We start from the raw sequence: 17,914 nt of genomic DNA on the forward strand, positions 1-17,914 counted from the left end.
AATGATATCGATGACAATTGTTAATGATTACAATTGCTCAGGTAACGAGACCACCAAACAACAATAAATCTAATTAACAATGAGAATCATAATCATCCACCTTTTATTATATTTAGCCTCTTTTTTCGTCAATTTGACTTGATATGGATCAACGAAGCATTGAGTTTGCGGTGTTTCGTTAGCAAAAATAATGGTGGGGTAAACGGGGGAGAGGGTTTAATTATGCCTAATATATTGGCTGGGGTAATTAATTACAGCATTATTTATTGAAATAGGCACCACAACAGGTACATTGCGATGCCTATTAACAGAGTTAACGTTTCTTGCCAAATGCAGCAGCAAGGGCATCACTCATGGCACTATTACCTGAAGATGCGTTGTTTTGGCGTGAACTTCCTCTTGATTGAGGTGTTTTACGCGTATTTTTTTCCTGTTCAGGGGCGGCACGGCGAGGAGAACTATTAGAATCCCCCGCTTGCTCATCTAAACGCATCGTTAAAGCGATACGTTTACGTGCAATATCAACATCTAACACTTTTACTTTAACAATGTCACCCGCTTTTACCACCTTATGTGGGTCTTCGACATAACTATTTGAAAGTGAAGAAATATGAACTAAACCGTCTTGGTGAACACCAATATCCACAAAAGCACCGAAGTTGGTCACATTAGTGACTGCGCCTTCTAATATCATGCCAGAAGTCAGGTCATTCATCGTTTCTACACCTTCTGCGAAGGTGGCAGTTTTAAACTCAGGACGTGGGTCGCGACCCGGTTTTTCCAGTTCTTTAATGATATCAGTGACAGTTGGAACCCCGAATTGCTCAGTAGTAAAGTCACGTGGGCTCAAGGCATTAAGCACCTGTGAGTTACCCATAATTTCTTTGAGCGGCTGGCGGACAGACTCAAGAATTTTTTCAACAATCGGGTAAGCTTCAGGGTGAACAGTAGAAGCATCTAACGGGTTTTCACCATTGGTGATACGTAAGAAGCCCGCACATTGTTCAAAGGCTTTTGGCCCAAGGCGTGCAACTTTGAGTAACTGTTTTCTATCACTAAACTGGCCATTCTGGTCGCGCCAGTCCACCACGTTTTGCGCAATCATTTTGCTTAAACCGGCAACGCGAGTCAGTAAGGCAACAGAAGCGGTATTCAAATCAACACCAACGGAGTTTACACAGTCCTCGACGACCGCATCGAGTTTACGCGCTAACTGAGTTTGGCTAACATCATGCTGATATTGGCCAACCCCAATGGATTTAGGGTCAATTTTCACTAATTCAGCAAGCGGGTCTTGTAGGCGACGAGCAATAGATACGGCACCACGTAAAGACACATCTAAGCTAGGAAACTCCAAAGCCGCAAGTTCAGAAGCGGAATAAACAGAAGCGCCAGCTTCGCTGACAATGACTTTCTGTGCAGTGACTTCAGGGTATTGTTTTTGTACTTCAGCAAAGAAACGTTCCGTTTCACGAGAAGCGGTGCCGTTACCAATCGCTACTAATTCGACGTTATGTTTTTGGCAAAGTGCTGCAACGATGGTTGCCGCTTTTGCGGCTTGTCCGGTATGCGGATAAATCGTATCCGTCGCAATTAATTTACCTGTCGCATCCACGACAGCGACTTTCACCCCAGTACGTAAACCTGGATCTAAGCCCATGGTGGCACGCATTCCCGCTGGCGCCGCCATCAGTAAGTCACTAAGGTTACGAGCAAACACGTTAATAGCTTCCTCTTCAGCTTTTTCGCGCAGTGAGCTCATGACCTCTGTTTCTAAGTGCAGTAATACTTTGACACGCCATGTCCAGCTGATCACGGCTTTACGCCATTGGTCAGCCGGAGCATTATTTAAACGAATATCTAAATGGCGGGTGATAATTTCTTCGCAGTAACTTTCTTTTGGCGGTTCATCGAACTGCGGATCACAGTTTAATGAAAGTTGTAAAATTCCTTCGTTACGACCACGGAACATCGCAAGCGCTCGGTGAGAAGGGACTTGAGCAACAGGCTCGTGATGTTCAAAATAGTCACTAAATTTTACCCCTTCTTCTTGCTTACCTTCTGCAACAACAGAAACAAGGTGGGCATTTTTCCAAATATAGTCACGAACTTTCGCTAAAAGTGCCGCATCTTCGGCGAAACGCTCCATAAGGATATAACGAGCACCATCTAAGGCGGCTTTGACATCAGCAACACCTTTATCTGCATCGATATACGTTTTTGCAAGTTCGTCAGGTGATTGGCTAGGGTCATTCCATAAGGTGTCCGCTAAAGGCTCAAGCCCTGCTTCGATAGCAATTTGCCCACGGGTGCGACGTTTCGGTTTATAAGGAAGATACAGGTCTTCAAGTTCGGTTTTATTAAGCGTAGTGTCGATAGCGGAGGCAAGCTCTGGAGTCAATTTACCTTGCTCTTCTATCGATTTGAGAATGGTTTGTTTACGGTCATTTAATTCGCGCAAGTACCCTAAACGGCTTTCTAGCTGGCGAAGCTGAGTATCGTCCAACCCACCGGTAACCTCTTTACGGTAACGTGCAATAAACGGGACAGTATTCCCTTCATCTAATAGTGTGATGGCAGAAAAAACCTGTTTCGGCTGGGCTTGCAGTTCCGCTGCAATAATTTGGCTTAGAGTTTCATTCATGTCGAGTTTAAATACCTACTGAAAGAACAGTTAAAAAATTTACTGCACTGTTATACTTGGTGGTAACGAGAATTTCCAGACTGAATTTGAGCCTATTGGTAGGAAAGTCTCAGATTATGTTCTATAAAATACTATAATTATGGTTTCACTGATTAATATTCAAAGGTTATGACTAAAAGTCTTTTAATTACACGTGAAGGTTGGGATGCATTAGATAAAGAGCTGAAATACCTGTGGAAGGAAGAACGTCCTCGGGTTACTCAATCTGTTTCAGAGGCCGCAGCTCAAGGGGATCGCTCAGAAAATGCAGAATATATTTACGGCAAAAAAAGGTTGCGTGAAATTGATCGACGCATCCGTTTCTTATCCAAAAGATTGGATCAATTAAGGATTATCGAGCCTGATCCTCGCCAAGAAGGCCGTGTGTTTTTTGGAGCATGGGTTAAACTAGAAGATGAAAATGAAAATATCAGAATATTCCGTATCGTCGGTGCTGATGAATTCAACCCTACAAAACAATGGATTTCAATTGATTCTCCCGTAGCACGAGCCTTGATAGGTAAACAGGTTGATGATGAAATAACAGTAAATACGCCAGGAGGGCAGGTGACTTATTTTGTGTTAGAAATAAGCTACCAGCCACTAACCACCTGAAGTGTAAAATGATTCATTAAATCCTACGTTAGTGGTAAATTAGTGAGCATTAATATTGTTTTACTTACATTCATTAAAAAAATAATTTGAAAGATGCACATCTTGAGGGCTACAAAATGCAGGAAAGTTATAAGGTTCTTGTCGTCGATGATGATATGCGTTTACGTGCACTGCTGGAACGTTACCTCACTGAGCAGGGTTTTCAGGTAAGGAGTGCCGCGAACGCAGAACAGATGGACAGAATCCTGACAAGAGAATCTATTCATCTGATCGTCTTAGATCTAATGCTACCGGGTGAAGATGGCTTATCAATTTGCCGTCGCTTACGTAGTCAAAATAACCCAATTCCTATTATTATGGTAACAGCGAAAGGCGAAGAAGTTGATCGCATCGTTGGCTTAGAAATCGGTGCGGACGACTATATTCCAAAACCTTTTAATCCACGGGAATTGCTAGCTCGTATTCGTGCGGTTTTACGTCGCCAAGCTAATGAATTACCGGGTGCGCCATCTCAAGATGATGCGATAATTACTTTTGGTAAATTTAAATTAAATCTTGGGACACGAGAAATGTTCCAAGGTGATGAGAATATGCCATTAACCAGCGGTGAATTCGCGGTGTTAAAAGTGTTGGTTTCTTACCCAAGGGAACCGTTATCTCGTGACAAGTTAATGAGCTTAGCGCGAGGTCGTGAATACAGTGCGATGGAACGTTCAATCGATGTTCAAATTTCACGTTTACGCCGCATGGTTGAAGAAGACCCAGCACACCCTCGTTATATCCAGACGGTTTGGGGCTTGGGCTATGTGTTTGTTCCTGATGGAAGTAAAGCATGAAGCGACTGAGGTTCTCAAGGCGTAGTACATTTTCTCGCTCGTTATTTTTATTTGTAGCCTTACTGTTTGCGAGTCTCGTAACCAGTTATATGGTCGTGTTGAATTTTGTTGTAATGCCTAGCTTACAGCAATTCAACAAGGTACTGGCATACGAAGTAAGAACATTAATGACAGAGAAAATGGTTCTACAAGATGGAACCTCAGTGCGGGTATCTCCCGCGTTGCGTAAGAAAATCTACAATGAATTAGGAATTACCTTTTATGCACATTCAGCGGCGATGGAAGAAGGGCTGAATTGGGCAAAAGAGTATGATTTTCTAAGTGAACATATGTCGGAATATATTGGTGGTAAGGCGAGTGTTCACCTTGAATTAGGCCGAGAATACCCCATTCTATGGCTAACGTCTTATCTCGCACCTGATATTTGGGTGCGAGTTCCACTGACTGAAATCGGCCAAAATCAGTTCTCCCTTGTTTTTCGCTATACATTAACAATTTTTCTCACCATTTTTGCAGGGGTATGGTTGTATATACGCTACCAGAACAAGCCGTTGCTTGAATTGGAATACCACGCAGGTGAAGTCGGCAAAGGGGTAATTTTACCCCCAATGCAGGAAAAAGGCGCCACTGAGGTTAGAGCTGCTATTCGTTCTTTTAACCACATGGCTGCAGGGATTAAAACCTTAGAAAATGACCGAACTGTCTTAATGGCAGGGGTAAGTCATGACCTAAGAACTCCCTTAACCCGTATTCGTTTAGCGACAGAAATGATGAGCCCAGAAGATAGCTATCTGGCTGAATCTATTAATAAAGATATTGAAGAATGTGATGCGATCATCGGCCAATTCATGTCTTATCTGAAAACAGGTCAAGAAATGGATATGGAATTCTGTGACCTTAACGCTATTTTAATGGATGCGGTGAACTCAGAAAGTAATGTCATCGGTGAAATTGAAACCGCACTTGAGCCTGGCTCAATGATTGTTAATGGTAACCCATTAGCAATTAAACGCGCGATTACCAATATGATAGTTAACGCTTACCGCTATGGTAATGGCTGGATCAAAGTCAGTAGTGGTAAAACGGAAGACTCCGTTTGGTTCCAAGTCGAAGATGACGGTGCAGGTATCAAAGAAGAAGATATTCATCGCCTGTTCCAGCCATTTGTACAGGGTGAAAAAGCTCGTAGCAACAAAGGCACAGGGCTAGGGCTAGCGATTATTCGCCGAATTGTCGATGCTCATGAAGGGAGCATTGAGATCCATAAGAGTGAGCGTGGTGGGTTTGCGATTAGGGCTTTGCTGCCTCTTAAAGAGAAAGAAGACTAAATACTCTTCACACTTTGCGCTGCAGCGTTGTTGGCTGCGTTCGGCTACTCGGGTCACATACTTGTGTATGCTCTCCGAGATATCCTCACTTGCCGCCTAGCTGCAACACAAATTGTTTTGAGTATTATTTGTATCAAGTAGGAAAAGAGGCTATCTTTTTTGGCGCCTACCTACAACTTGAACTATTTAGAGCTATCCTTTTACTCTTCACACTTTGTGCCGCAGCGTTGTTGGCTGCGTTCGGCTACTCGGGTCATATACTTGTTATGCTCCCCGAGCTAAATACTCTTCACACTTTGCGCCGCAGCGTTGTTGGCTGCGTTCGGCTACTCAGGTCACATACTTGTGTATGCTCCCCGAGATATCCTCACTTGCCGCCTAGCTGCAACGCAAATTGTTTTGAGTATTATTTTATGGTTGCAGGATAAAAATATTTTTCGCTTTTATGACAGTCTGTCATTTTTCTTTTTGACGTCAGCTTTGAAATAATAGTTTTTTAACTATTTGAATTTTATAATATAAAATCTAATTCATCTTTGTTTTTGTTTCCTCGCCAGTGAAAAAATCAGCAATTGTCATAAAACTGTCATAAAAACGACATGTTGTCGTAACTAAATTGTCCTATTTTTCCTACCGTGACATACACCCAACAATTTCATACTTGATTGTTTCTATACATCCCCGGAGGGATTATGAAAATGACGCGTACCACCTTAGCAAGCGTAATGGCAGCAACTTTATCTCTGACTGCAATGTCTTCTTTTGCTGCTACCAGCCTGACCGGAGCTGGCGCGACCTTTCCTGCTCCTGTTTATGCGAAGTGGGCAGACTCTTATCAGAAAGAAACAGGTAATAAAGTAAACTATCAGGGGATTGGTTCTTCTGGTGGTGTCAAACAAATCAATGCAAAAACAGTTGATTTCGGTGCATCTGATGCCCCATTAACTGATGAAAAATTAAAAGAAGATGGCTTGTTCCAGTTCCCAACTGTTATCGGTGGTGTGGTACTGGCTGTTAATGTAAAAGGAATTGAGTCAGGGCAGCTGACTTTAGATGGCAACACATTAGGTGACATCTATTTAGGTAAAATTACCAAATGGAATGACCCAGCAATCGCTAAATTGAACCCAAATGTTAGTTTGCCAGACCAAGCTATCGCAGTTGTTAGACGTTCTGACGGTTCTGGTACCACGTTCGTATTCACCAGCTACCTTGCTAAAGTCAGTGCAAGCTGGAAATCAGACGTTGGCGCGGGTTCTACCGTTAACTGGCCGAAAAATAGCGTAGGTGGTAAAGGTAATGATGGCGTTGCAGCTTTCGTACAGCGTCTACCAGGTTCTATCGGTTATGTTGAATATGCATACGCAAAACAGAACAACCTTGCGTATACTAAATTAATCTCTGCTGATGGCGAGGCGGTTTCACCAACGGGTGAAAGTTTCAGTGCCGCAGCGAAGAAAGTTGACTGGTCTAAATCTTTTGCACAAGATTTAACAAACCGTGATGGCGCGAATGCATGGCCGATTACTTCAACCACATTTATCTTAGTTCACAAGCAGCAAGCGAATGCGGAAAAAGGCAAAGCGGTTCTTGACTTCTTCAACTGGGCTTATGATAAAGGTGGTAAACAAGCTGAGGCATTAGATTACGCAATTTTACCTCAAGAAGTCGTGACCGCAGTACGTGCAGCATGGAAAACAGAAGTTAAAGATAGCCAAGGTAAAGCATTATTCTAGGTGAACTTAGGTTTTCTAAGTGCACTTAGGGTTGGAAATGGCGGGTAAGTGCTGAGGAACAGGGCTTACCCGCTCATCGTTGTAACGCAATCCTGTAGAAAAGAGCAGGAATGAAATGAGAACAAAGCGCATGGCCGAGAAAACAACGGCATTTAGAGCTCCCAGCAAATCAGGTGATGTGATTTTTAGTGCATTGGTAAAGATTGCCGCGCTCATCACTTTGTTAATGCTCGGAGGCATTATTATTTCCCTTATTTTTGCATCTTGGCCAAGTATGCAAAAGTTTGGGTTTTCGTTTTTGTGGACCAAAGAATGGGATGCACCGGCTGAAGAATTCGGTGCTCTTGTGCCTATTTACGGCACTATCGTTACATCGTTAATTGCTCTGATTATCGCCGTTCCCGTTAGTTTTGGTATAGCACTGTTCCTAACAGAACTGGCACCCAATTGGTTAAAACGTCCTCTTGGTATCGCGATTGAACTTCTTGCTGCTATCCCAAGTATCGTTTATGGGATGTGGGGGTTATTTGTCTTTGCTCCTCTGTTTGCAGAATATTTCCAAGAGCCAGTTGGTAATGTGATGTCGAGTGTGCCGATTGTCGGTGAATTATTTTCAGGGCCTGCATTCGGGATCGGTATTTTAGCAGCGGGGATAATCCTCGCGATTATGATTATTCCTTACATTGCGTCAGTGATGCGCGATGTATTTGAACAAACGCCTGTGATGATGAAAGAGTCAGCTTACGGCATTGGCTGTACGACATGGGAAGTGATTTGGAATATCGTACTGCCGTATACCCGCAATGGGGTAATCGGTGGGGTAATGTTAGGCCTTGGCCGTGCACTGGGTGAAACCATGGCGGTGACGTTCGTGATTGGTAATACTTACCAACTTGATAGCGCATCACTGTTTATGCCAGGTAACAGTATCACCTCGGCACTGGCAAATGAGTTTGCGGAAGCAGAGAGCGGTTTACATACCTCGGCCTTGATGGAACTTGGACTTATCCTGTTTGTTATCACTTTTATTGTGTTAGCAATTTCCAAGTTGATGGTCATGCGTCTTGCGAAGAATGAGGGCCGTTAATATGTCGATATCTCAACCTATCGCAGTGAATGAAAAAGAACGAGCACGCCGTCAAGCGTGGCGTCGTCAAGTTAACAGAATGGCTCTATTTGTCTCAATGTTAACCATGGCTTTCGGCTTGTTCTGGTTAGTGTGGATTTTGTTTTCTACAGTCACTAAAGGGATTGATGGCATGTCCCTCAATTTGTTTACTGAAATGACTCCACCACCGAATACTGAAGGTGGCGGGCTGGCAAATGCCATCGTAGGTAGTGGTTTATTAATCTTATGGGCGACAGTTATTGGTACGCCTTTAGGGATTTTAGCGGGAATTTATTTAGCAGAATATGGCCGTAAGTCATGGCTAGCTTCAGTCACCCGCTTTATTAATGACATTTTATTATCAGCTCCGTCTATCGTTGTAGGGTTGTTTGTGTACACCATTGTGGTTGCTCAAATGCAGCACTTCTCGGGTTGGGCTGGGGTTGTGGCGCTTGCATTGCTGCAAATTCCAATTGTTATCCGAACCACTGAAAACATGTTGAAATTAGTTCCGGATAGCTTGCGTGAAGCCGCTTATGCACTTGGCACACCAAAATGGAAAATGATTTTATCTATTACGCTAAAAGCATCTGTGTCAGGGATTATCACTGGGATCTTGCTTGCAATTGCGCGTATTGCTGGGGAAACCGCACCGCTTCTGTTTACTTCTCTGTCAAATCAGTTCTGGAGTACAGATATGAGCGAACCAATTGCTAACTTACCAGTGACAATCTTCAAATTTGCAATGAGCCCATTCTCCGAATGGCAAGAGCTTGCATGGGCAGGGGTTCTGTTAATTACCCTATGTGTTCTGCTCATTAACATCATTGCACGTGTTGTGTTCGCACAGAAAAAACACTAAGCGCCAGATAAATAAAGATTTAGAGAGAAAAGCAAACCATGATTAATGCAAACGATATTGCAAATAGTAAAATTAAAGTACGTGACCTCAACTTCTATTATGGCAAGTTTCACGCACTGAAAAATATCTCTTTAGACATTGAAAAAAATAAAGTCACTGCGTTTATCGGCCCATCAGGCTGTGGTAAATCGACGTTACTACGTACCTTCAATAAAATGTATGAATTGTATGGTGAACAGCGCGCAGAAGGTGAAATTTTACTGGATGGTCAAAATATCCTGACAGATAAACAAGATATCGCGTTATTGCGTGCGAAAGTCGGAATGGTTTTCCAAAAACCAACACCATTCCCGATGTCAATCTACGATAATATTGCATTTGGTGTGCGTTTATTTGAAAAATTATCTCGTGTAGAAATGGATGAACGTGTGCAGTGGGCGTTAACAAAGGCTGCATTATGGAATGAAACCAAAGATAAGCTACACCAAAGTGGTTATAGCTTGTCGGGTGGGCAGCAACAGCGTCTCTGTATTGCTCGTGGTATTGCTATTCGTCCAGAAGTTTTATTGTTGGATGAGCCCTGTTCTGCTCTTGACCCAATTTCAACCGGTCGAATTGAAGAACTGATTAGTGAATTAAAGTCAGAATACACCGTGGTAATTGTTACCCACAATATGCAACAAGCAGCACGCTGTTCTGACTATACGGCTTTCATGTATTTAGGGGAGTTAGTTGAGTTTAATCATACTGACAAAATGTTTACTACCCCAGAAATGAAGCAAACTGAAGATTATATTACTGGCCGCTACGGTTGATATGGAGCCGACGATGGATACGCTGAATCACAACAAACATATATCGGGGCAGTTCAATGCTGAACTGGAACATATCCATACTGAATTGATGACGATGGGGGGGCTGGTCGAAGAACAGCTTACCAAAGCCATTACGGCCATGCATAATCAGGATGAAGCCTTAGCGCGTGAAGTTATCGAAAATGACCATAAAGTCAATATGATGGAAGTGGCCATTGATGAAGAATGCGTTAAGATCATCGCGAAACGCCAACCAACGGCGAGTGATTTGCGCCTGATTATGGCAATTTCAAAAACCATTGCTGAGCTGGAAAGAATCGGCGATGTTGCAGACAAAATTTGCCAAACTGCATTGGAAAAATTCTCTCATCAACATCAGCCCCTGTTAGTGAGCTTAGAATCATTAGGCCGCCATACAGTGCAAATGCTACATGACGTATTAGATGCATTCGCACGAATGGATCTCGAAGAAGCCATTCGTATTTACCGTGAAGATGAGAAAGTTGACCAAGAGTATGAGGGCATCGTACGCCAATTGATGACCTATATGATGGAAGACCCTCGGACGATCCCAAGTGTATTAACGGCATTGTTCTGCGCACGTTCAATTGAGCGCATCGGCGACCGCTGCCAAAATATCTGTGAGTTTATTTTCTACTATGTGAAGGGGCAAGATTTCCGTCATGTGGGTGGGGATAGTCTTGAAAAGATGCTAACGAACAAATAAATGCTCGTCATATTTCGTACTGTGGCGGTGTTGGCTACACTCGGCTACTCGGGTCACATACTTGTGTATGCTCCCCGAGATATTCTCGCTTGCCGCCTTGCCACAACACGAACTATTTAGAGCATTGATGTATTGAATGTTTGTCATACTTCAAGCGGTGGCGGTGTTGGCTTCGCTCGGCGATTCGGGGCACATACTGATGTATGCTCCCCGAAATATCCTAGCTTGGTGCCTAGCCGCAACACGAACATGGGGTTACTTCAAATTGTGGTGGTACTGCATCACAAACTACCGACTTTCTTCTTGCTCAATAAGAGTCTATTGATGGTTTAACCATGTTGGGGCCTTTGTACAAAGTTTGCCCCTTTTTTGTGTAGTTTTATATTCTATTTTGTTATAAATATATTATTTAATATTATTTCAAGTGCTAAGTAATAGTTGATAGCTTGTGGTGGTCGATTTACAAAAATTTACCGTCAGGGGTGTTCAATGAAAGCTCGTATTCTAACGACTGTTTTACTTACAGGTTTAGCGCTGACAGCGAATGTCGCTAGCGCAGATAAATTAGATGATATCAAACAAGCGGGTGTGATCCGCATTTCAGTATTTGATAGTAACCCACCATTTGGTTTTATTGACCCACAAACTAAAAAATTAGCGGGTTATGATGTTGATATTGCGCAAGAAATTGCAGATGGCCTAGGGGTAAAACTTGAGCTTCGTCCAACTAATCCAGCAAATCGCATTCCACTTCTAACTTCAGGCAAAGTTGACTTGATTGGTGCTAACTTCACCATTACAGATGAACGCGCAAAACAAGTTGATTTCTCAATTCCTGATTTTGCGACAGGCCAAAAATTTATTGCCCGTAAAGGCGTATTAAAAACACCTGACGACATCAAACCACTGCGTATTGGCGCAGACAAAGGTACTGTGCAGGAAGTGACTCTGCGTGAGCGGTTCCCTGAGACTAAAGTGATTTCTTATGACGATACCCCACAAGCTTTCGCTGCACTGCGTAATGGTAACGTCCAAGCTATCACACAAGATGATGCAAAACTGGTGGGCTTATTAGGTAATTTACCTGAAAAAGTGAAAGCAGATTTTGAGATTTCCCCATTTAGCCTGACGAAAGAATACCAAGCATTGGCAGCAAGCAAAGGTGAAACGCGTTTGGTTGAAAACGTCAACGAAACACTGTTGAAACTGGAGAAAGAAGGTAAAGCCGAGGTGATCTATAACCGCTGGTTTGGGCCAGATACCAAAGCTGCACAGCCACGCGGAGACTTTAAATTCGCACCACTGAGTGAGCAACAGCCACAGTCTTAATGGGTAACGGTAAGTACTCAGTGATTTGAAGCCCCGCACTCTGTGTGGGGTTCTTGGTTATAAAGGATGAGTTTTTAATCACAAGCTGTGAAGGCAATAGGTCGTGAACAATGTTTGAAAAATTTTTAAATGGTGATTTTTGGTCTGCCCATTTCTTGGCACCGCAGTATTTAGAATGGTTTGGCTATGGCTTTTTGATCACTATTTGGATCTCAATTTGTACCATTGTTGCAGCCACTGTATTGGGTTTTATAGTTGCATCAGCAAAGGATAGCCAAATTGCTCTTGTGCGTTGGGCCGTGAGTATCTACATCTCTATTTTCAGAAATACGCCTTTGTTGGTGCAGTTATTCTTTTGGTATTTCGCTTCTGGTGAAATTTTACCCTCTGCTGCAATGGAATGGCTCAATACTCCCCATGAAGTCCATTTACTTGGAATCACAGTGGGTTGGCCGTCATTTGAATTTTTAGCCGGTTTTATCGGTTTGACCCTTTATACCGTGCCGTTTATCGCTGAAGAAATTCGTGCTGGGATCCGTGGCGTTCGTCAGGGACAGAAATATGCTGCGTTTGCTTTAGGGCTAACCTCATGGCAGGCCATGAAACTGGTGGTATTACCGCAAGCCGTTAAAATCGCGATGCCTCCACTACTGGGCCAATATATGAATGTGGTGAAAAATTCATCATTAACGATGGCGATAGGCGTCGCAGAATTGTCTTATGTCTCCCGCCAGGTTGATAGCCAGACACTGCAAACCTTTGCTGCATTTGGTGTCGCAACCGTTTTGTATATTGCCATTATTGCGGTAATGGAAGGTTGGGGCCAGTGGCGTCAACAGCGTAATTTGGCTCAGGGGGTATAAGATGGATTTTTCGATTATTGAGCAGAATTGGCAATATTTATTGTTTGGTACTTTTCCGGATGGGCCACTTGAAGGCGCTGCACTGACGTTAGTCATTAGTTTACTTGCCGGTGCGGCTTCTATTATATTAGGAACATTGGGTGGAATAGCTTTAGCCATGCTGCGGGGCTTCTGGGTTAACCTATTTGCTGCGATTTTAGGTTTTTTCCGTGCAATTCCGGTCATTATGTTAATTTTTTGGACCTATTTTCTGTTGCCAATCTTATTGGGTATGGAAATTCCGGGTATTGCAACAGTCGTCTGTGCATTGGCATTAATTACTTCTGCATATTTGGCTCATGCCGTGAAAGCTGGCATTTTAGCGATAGGAACAGGGCAGTGGCAGGCAGGGTTATCCTTGGGATTTAGCCGCTGGCAGGTATTGTGGAATGTCGTATTGCCACAGGCCTTACGTATGATGGTTCCTTCATTTATTAACCAGTGGGTAGCATTAATTAAAGATACCTCGTTGGCTTATGTTGTTGGTGTTGCGGAGCTTTCTTTCTTAGCAACCCAAGTGAATAACCGTGAAATGGTTTATCCTCTCGAAGTTTTCTTATTCGTAGCATTTATTTATTTTGTTATGTGTTTTGCGGTAGAAATTATTGCGAATAGGGTGGCGACAAAGCTGAGTGCGCAACATCAACCTCAAAAAATGGCTGCGAAACATCGTTTATTGTTTTGGCGCCGACAAAAACTGTTAGCACTTTCCTAAATTAAAAGTGGTGGTGAAATATCCACCATTTCCTCACTCCACTATTTTGGTTTATTTTTATTATTTCATCTTGGCGTATCAGTTAGTTAGGACATTTTTGCCTCTTATAGTTTACGCAATCGTTTTCTTTTGTGATTTTTAATTGTAGTATAGGGCGAAAAAAACTTTTTTTGGGCGCAATATCTAATGAGTAATCAATCTTCTAGCTCGGCACAACCGCAGGGCTTGTTTCAGCGTGTTTTTAAATTGCAAGAGCACGGCACGACAGCACGGACAGAAGTTGTTGCAGGCTTCACCACCTTCCTAACGATGGTATATATCGTCTTTGTTAACCCTCAAATTCTCTCAGTTGCAGGGATGGATATCAAAGCTGTGTTTGTCACCACCTGTTTGATTGCGGCTATTGGTAGTATTTTGATGGGGCTGTTGGCAAATTTACCGATTGCAGTAGCACCTGCTATGGGGCTGAATGCTTTTTTTGCTTTCGTTGTAGTTGGCGCGATGGGCTATTCATGGCAAGTTGCAATGGGGGCCGTATTTTGGGGGGCAGTCGGGTTATTTATTCTGACATTATTCCGTATCCGTTATTGGATTATCGCCAATATCCCGCTTAGTCTTCGCGTCGGGATCACCAGTGGTATCGGCCTATTTATTGCGATGATGGGGCTGAAAAACTCCGGTATCATTGTCGCTAACCCAGACACGTTAGTCTCTATCGGTAATTTGACTCACCATAATGTTTGGCTGGGAGCTCTCGGGTTCTTTATTATTGCAATCTTAGCGGCTCGTAATATTCATGCCGCGGTATTAGTTTCTATTGCAGTGACCACCTTGATTGGTTTGGCTTTGGGGGATGTGAAATATTCTGGAATATTCTCAATGCCGCCAAGTATCACGAGTGTCGTCGGGCAGGTTGATTTCGCTGGCTCTTTAGACTTAGCGTTATCCGGTGTGATTTTTGCCTTTATGTTAGTAAACCTGTTTGACTCATCAGGCACCATGATAGGTGTGACTGACAAAGCGGGTATCACAAATGAACGCGGAACTTTCCCACGGATGAAGCAAGCGTTATATGTGGACAGCTTGAGCTCTGTTGCAGGTTCAGCGATGGGGACATCTTCTGTCACCGCCTATATTGAAAGTTCTTCTGGTGTTTCTGTTGGTGGGCGTACAGGTTTAACCGCGATCGTCGTTGGTGTTTTATTCCTATTGACCATGTTTATCTCACCTCTTGCCGGTATGGTTCCAGCTTATGCAACTGCGGGTGCCTTGATTTACGTGGGCGTGTTGATGACGTCAAGTTTAACCCGCGTGAAATGGGATGACTTAACTGAGTCTGTACCCGCATTTATTACCGCAGTGATGATGCCATTTAGCTTCTCAATCACAGAAGGTATCGCACTAGGCTTTATTGCGTACTGTGCAATGAAAATTGGTACAGGCCGCTGGCGTGATTTGGGGCTGTGTGTGATTTTAGTGGCGGCGATGTTTCTACTAAAAATGGTGCTCGTCGACGCCTGATATTCGTCATACTTCAAGCTGTGGCGTTGTTGTCTTCTCTCGGCTACTCGGGTCACATACTTATGTATGCTCCCCGAGATAACCTCGATTGACGCCTAGCCACAACTTGAATTATTTAGAATATTGCTCAAGATGACTCTCTATTTTCTGTCCTCTAACGGTACAGCTATTTAGAGTATTGGAACGTTTAGGCAGCTTGAATTAATTAGTGTATTGGCGAAGTGATCATTTTCTGTAGGTAAAGCTATTTAGAAGATTAATCCCCCCTCATACGGCTCTTCCTTTTTGTTGCTTGCATGCAACACAAATTATTTAAGGTATAATCATTAAAGTACTATTGCGAAGGCAGGGTGGAGTAAAAAATCCGCCAAAATTGCAAACTAGTGCTTTCCCCCTTTATGGGATCCTGCTAGATTTCGCAGCAGAAACTGACTTTATCAAGGTATCAGACCATGAATGCACCAAAAAAACCGGCTGCTAAGCCAAAGAAAAAATACCGTAAAACTAAAGAAGAGATAAATGCGGAAGGCCGTGAGCGTAAGCGCGAGAAAAAACATCGTGGTCATAAATCTGGTAGCCGTAACCAAGAATCTGCTTCTAACAATGCTAAAGGTGGGCAATCTACCATCACAGACCCGCGTATTGGTAGCAAAAAACCGATTCCATTAGTTGTGGATGATAACAAACCTGTAGCGCGTCCAGCGGCGAAAGAAAAGCCAGTAGCTAAAGAAAAACTGACGCCAGAAAAAGAGTTGGAAATGCTAGAAAGCGATGACCGTCTAGATAGCATTTTGGCGCGTCTGGAGGATGGCGAAACTATCACGGCGCAAGAACAGCAGTATGTTGATACCTGTTTAGACCGTATTGATGAACTGATGAATATTCTCGGTATTGAATATAGCGAAGAAGAAGAGGAAGAAGACGAAGAAAAACTTGATGACATTATGCGCATCTTAAAAAGTAAATAATTTCGTTTAAAAGATCCCTCGCGCTAGCGGGGGATTTGGCTATTTTTTCTGCTAACTCACTTTTCTTTGATGTTGAATCAAGTCTCTTTTCTCTAACATATTTATACTCGTCATATTCAAAGCTGCAGCGTTGTTGACTATGTTCATTCGCACGAGTCTCATACTTATGTATACTCCTAGGGACTCATTCACTTGTCGCCTAGCTGCAACTCGAAATATTTAGAGTCTATAATGCTTATGCAGGTTATAAAATTTTCACTCTCATCGAATAACAAATTAAATAGAGTGAAGTCATCGTTATAGTTTGAGCTTTTGGTCAATTGAGGAATGTTATGTCAGAGCAAAATATTGTTTGGGATCTTTCTCTCATTCAAAAATACAATTATTCAGGGCCTCGTTATACCTCGTATCCCACAGCCTTGGAATTCAATCAAGATTATGATGAGAATGCGTTTGTTCAAGCAACACAACGTTATCCTGATCGACCTTTATCGCTCTATGTCCATATCCCTTTTTGCCATAAACTTTGTTATTTCTGTGGCTGTAATAAATTAGTGACACGCCAAAAACATAAAGCCGATGAATATCTTAAAGTAATTGAAAAAGAAATTATTCAGCGCGCAGCTTTATTAAAAGGTCGTATTGTGACCCAGATGCATTGGGGCGGTGGTACTCCGACTTACCTCGATAAAGCTCAAGTCAGCCATTTGGTTGGTTTATTGAAAAAGCATTTTCATTTTGCGGATGATGTTGAAATGTCCATCGAAGTCGACCCGCGTGAAATTGAACTGGATATGATAGACCATCTGCGCCATGAAGGGTTTAACCGCTTAAGCATGGGAGTTCAGGATTTTAATAAAGAAGTTCAGGTGCTGGTTAACCGTGAACAGGACGAAGAATTTATTTTTGCCCTAATTAAACGAGCCAAAGAAACGGGTTTTACCTCAACGAGTATTGATTTGATTTATGGTTTACCTAAACAAACTCCTGAGAGCTTTGCATTTACCTTAAAGAAAGTGGCTGAATTATCACCAGATCGCTTAAGTGTGTTTAATTACGCGCATTTGCCTAATTTATTTGCGGCGCAGCGTAAAATTAAAGATGCTGATTTACCAAGTGCAGAGCAAAAACTCGATATTCTGCAAGACACAATCGCAACCCTCACCAGAGATGGCTATCAATTTATTGGTATGGACCACTTTGCTCGCCCTGAAGATGAGCTCGCTGTGGCCCAACGAGAAGGGGTTTTACACCGTAATTTCCAAGGTTATACGACTCAAGGCGACTGTGATTTATTAGGATTAGGCGTTTCTGCGATCAGTATGTTAGGCGATAACTACGCGCAAAATCAGAAAGATTTGAAAACCTATTATGCGCAAGTTGAAGAGCAAGGCCAAGCGCTGTGGCGAGGTCTCGTCTTAACCGATGATGATTGCTTGCGCCGTGATGTTATTAAAACCTTAATCTGTAACTTCCAATTGGATTTTGCACAAATTGAAGCAATCTATCCAATTGACTTTAAATCTTATTTTAAAGAGGATTTAGAGCTATTGAAGCCAATGGCAGAAGATGGATTAGTCGAAATGACAGACAAAGGAATTAAAGTTACGCCGCAAGGGCGTTTACTTATTCGTAATATTTGTATGTGTTTTGATGTTTATTTACGTAGTCAGATGAGGCAGCGGCAGTTTTCCCGCGTTATCTAAATGCTCTTCATTTTTCGTGCAATAGCTGCGTTGGCCTTATTCGGCTACTCGGGTCATATACTT

General features: G+C 42.7%; 15 protein-coding genes. 14 read left to right on the forward strand and 1 reads right to left on the reverse strand.

The genetic code is table 11. The features are described 5' to 3' along the window. Positions 1–313 precede the first annotated feature (313 nt). A complete protein-coding gene (locus tag P3L40_RS01095; RefSeq protein ID WP_004262863.1) occupies positions 314–2,644 on the reverse strand; it encodes a Tex family protein in 2,331 nt (776 codons plus the stop codon). Between the two features lie 168 nt (positions 2,645–2,812). Here P3L40_RS01095 and greB point away from each other — a divergent pair, with 168 nt between their 5' ends. From greB to hemN, 14 genes are all read left to right on the forward strand, one after another. Then, on the forward strand, positions 2,813–3,298 hold the full coding sequence (gene greB / locus P3L40_RS01100) for a transcription elongation factor GreB (protein ID WP_004262861.1): 486 nt from the start codon (positions 2,813–2,815) through the stop codon (positions 3,296–3,298). Positions 3,299–3,414: 116 nt separating this feature from the next. Beyond that, the gene (ompR, locus tag P3L40_RS01105) at positions 3,415–4,134 is read left to right on the forward strand and encodes a two-component system response regulator OmpR (RefSeq protein ID WP_004266122.1); all 720 of its coding nucleotides are present in this window, start codon (positions 3,415–3,417) and stop codon (positions 4,132–4,134) included. Continuing rightward, complete coding sequence (gene envZ / locus P3L40_RS01110; protein WP_004266121.1) at positions 4,131–5,462, forward strand: two-component system sensor histidine kinase EnvZ; 1,332 nt, start codon at positions 4,131–4,133, stop codon at positions 5,460–5,462. Before ompR ends, envZ begins: the two co-directional genes overlap by 4 nt. A 692-nt stretch (positions 5,463–6,154) precedes the next feature. After that, positions 6,155–7,198 (forward strand): phosphate ABC transporter substrate-binding protein PstS, encoded by a 1,044-nt coding sequence (pstS, locus tag P3L40_RS01115; RefSeq protein ID WP_004262850.1) that lies wholly within the window; start codon positions 6,155–6,157, stop codon positions 7,196–7,198. 130 nt (positions 7,199–7,328) lie between these two features. Further along, the gene (pstC, locus tag P3L40_RS01120; RefSeq protein ID WP_004262847.1) at positions 7,329–8,285 is read left to right on the forward strand and encodes a phosphate ABC transporter permease PstC; all 957 of its coding nucleotides are present in this window, start codon (positions 7,329–7,331) and stop codon (positions 8,283–8,285) included. Position 8,286: 1 nt separating this feature from the next. After that, on the forward strand, positions 8,287–9,168 hold the full coding sequence (gene pstA / locus P3L40_RS01125; RefSeq protein ID WP_036958603.1) for a phosphate ABC transporter permease PstA: 882 nt from the start codon (positions 8,287–8,289) through the stop codon (positions 9,166–9,168). A gap of 38 nt (positions 9,169–9,206) precedes the next feature. After that, positions 9,207–9,983 (forward strand): phosphate ABC transporter ATP-binding protein PstB, encoded by a 777-nt coding sequence (gene pstB, locus P3L40_RS01130; RefSeq protein ID WP_004262838.1) that lies wholly within the window; start codon positions 9,207–9,209, stop codon positions 9,981–9,983. Between the two features lie 13 nt (positions 9,984–9,996). Beyond that, entirely contained in the window at positions 9,997–10,710 is a 714-nt protein-coding gene (phoU, locus tag P3L40_RS01135; protein WP_036958602.1) for a phosphate signaling complex protein PhoU, read from the forward strand. A 489-nt stretch (positions 10,711–11,199) separates the two neighbouring features. Next, on the forward strand, positions 11,200–12,039 hold the full coding sequence (locus P3L40_RS01140) for an ABC transporter substrate-binding protein (RefSeq protein ID WP_004262826.1): 840 nt from the start codon (positions 11,200–11,202) through the stop codon (positions 12,037–12,039). 110 nt (positions 12,040–12,149) lie between these two features. After that, complete coding sequence (locus P3L40_RS01145; protein WP_136134108.1) at positions 12,150–12,902, forward strand: amino acid ABC transporter permease; 753 nt, start codon at positions 12,150–12,152, stop codon at positions 12,900–12,902. A 1-nt stretch (position 12,903) separates the two neighbouring features. Further along, positions 12,904–13,656 carry an amino acid ABC transporter permease gene (locus P3L40_RS01150; RefSeq protein ID WP_136134107.1) on the forward strand — a complete coding sequence of 251 codons (753 nt, stop codon included), beginning with the start codon at positions 12,904–12,906 and terminating at the stop codon, positions 13,654–13,656. A gap of 186 nt (positions 13,657–13,842) precedes the next feature. After that, a complete protein-coding gene (locus P3L40_RS01155; protein ID WP_110592685.1) occupies positions 13,843–15,177 on the forward strand; it encodes an NCS2 family permease in 1,335 nt (444 codons plus the stop codon). Positions 15,178–15,629: 452 nt separating this feature from the next. After that, positions 15,630–16,145 (forward strand): Der GTPase-activating protein YihI, encoded by a 516-nt coding sequence (yihI, locus tag P3L40_RS01160; RefSeq protein WP_136134106.1) that lies wholly within the window; start codon positions 15,630–15,632, stop codon positions 16,143–16,145. Positions 16,146–16,477: 332 nt separating this feature from the next. Further along, entirely contained in the window at positions 16,478–17,851 is a 1,374-nt protein-coding gene (gene hemN / locus P3L40_RS01165) for an oxygen-independent coproporphyrinogen III oxidase (protein WP_004262801.1), read from the forward strand. Positions 17,852–17,914: the final 63 nt, after the last annotated feature.

Source organism: Providencia sp. PROV040, assembly GCF_032706145.1.
GTDB lineage: Bacteria > Pseudomonadota > Gammaproteobacteria > Enterobacterales > Enterobacteriaceae > Providencia > Providencia hangzhouensis.

Bases quoted from the DNA above. Each gene is read 5' to 3' on its own strand.
- P3L40_RS01095 (WP_004262863.1), bottom strand. From the start codon at position 2,644: ATGAATGAAACTCTAAGCCAAATTATTGCAGCGGAACTGCAAGCCCAG.
- greB (WP_004262861.1), top strand. From the start codon at position 2,813: ATGACTAAAAGTCTTTTAATTACACGTGAAGGTTGGGATGCATTAGAT.
- ompR (WP_004266122.1), top strand. From the start codon at position 3,415: ATGCAGGAAAGTTATAAGGTTCTTGTCGTCGATGATGATATGCGTTTA.
- envZ (WP_004266121.1), top strand. From the start codon at position 4,131: ATGAAGCGACTGAGGTTCTCAAGGCGTAGTACATTTTCTCGCTCGTTA.
- pstS (WP_004262850.1), top strand. From the start codon at position 6,155: ATGAAAATGACGCGTACCACCTTAGCAAGCGTAATGGCAGCAACTTTA.
- pstC (WP_004262847.1), top strand. From the start codon at position 7,329: ATGGCCGAGAAAACAACGGCATTTAGAGCTCCCAGCAAATCAGGTGAT.
- pstA (WP_036958603.1), top strand. From the start codon at position 8,287: ATGTCGATATCTCAACCTATCGCAGTGAATGAAAAAGAACGAGCACGC.
- pstB (WP_004262838.1), top strand. From the start codon at position 9,207: ATGATTAATGCAAACGATATTGCAAATAGTAAAATTAAAGTACGTGAC.
- phoU (WP_036958602.1), top strand. From the start codon at position 9,997: ATGGATACGCTGAATCACAACAAACATATATCGGGGCAGTTCAATGCT.
- P3L40_RS01140 (WP_004262826.1), top strand. From the start codon at position 11,200: ATGAAAGCTCGTATTCTAACGACTGTTTTACTTACAGGTTTAGCGCTG.
- P3L40_RS01145 (WP_136134108.1), top strand. From the start codon at position 12,150: ATGTTTGAAAAATTTTTAAATGGTGATTTTTGGTCTGCCCATTTCTTG.
- P3L40_RS01150 (WP_136134107.1), top strand. From the start codon at position 12,904: ATGGATTTTTCGATTATTGAGCAGAATTGGCAATATTTATTGTTTGGT.
- P3L40_RS01155 (WP_110592685.1), top strand. From the start codon at position 13,843: ATGAGTAATCAATCTTCTAGCTCGGCACAACCGCAGGGCTTGTTTCAG.
- yihI (WP_136134106.1), top strand. From the start codon at position 15,630: ATGAATGCACCAAAAAAACCGGCTGCTAAGCCAAAGAAAAAATACCGT.
- hemN (WP_004262801.1), top strand. From the start codon at position 16,478: ATGTCAGAGCAAAATATTGTTTGGGATCTTTCTCTCATTCAAAAATAC.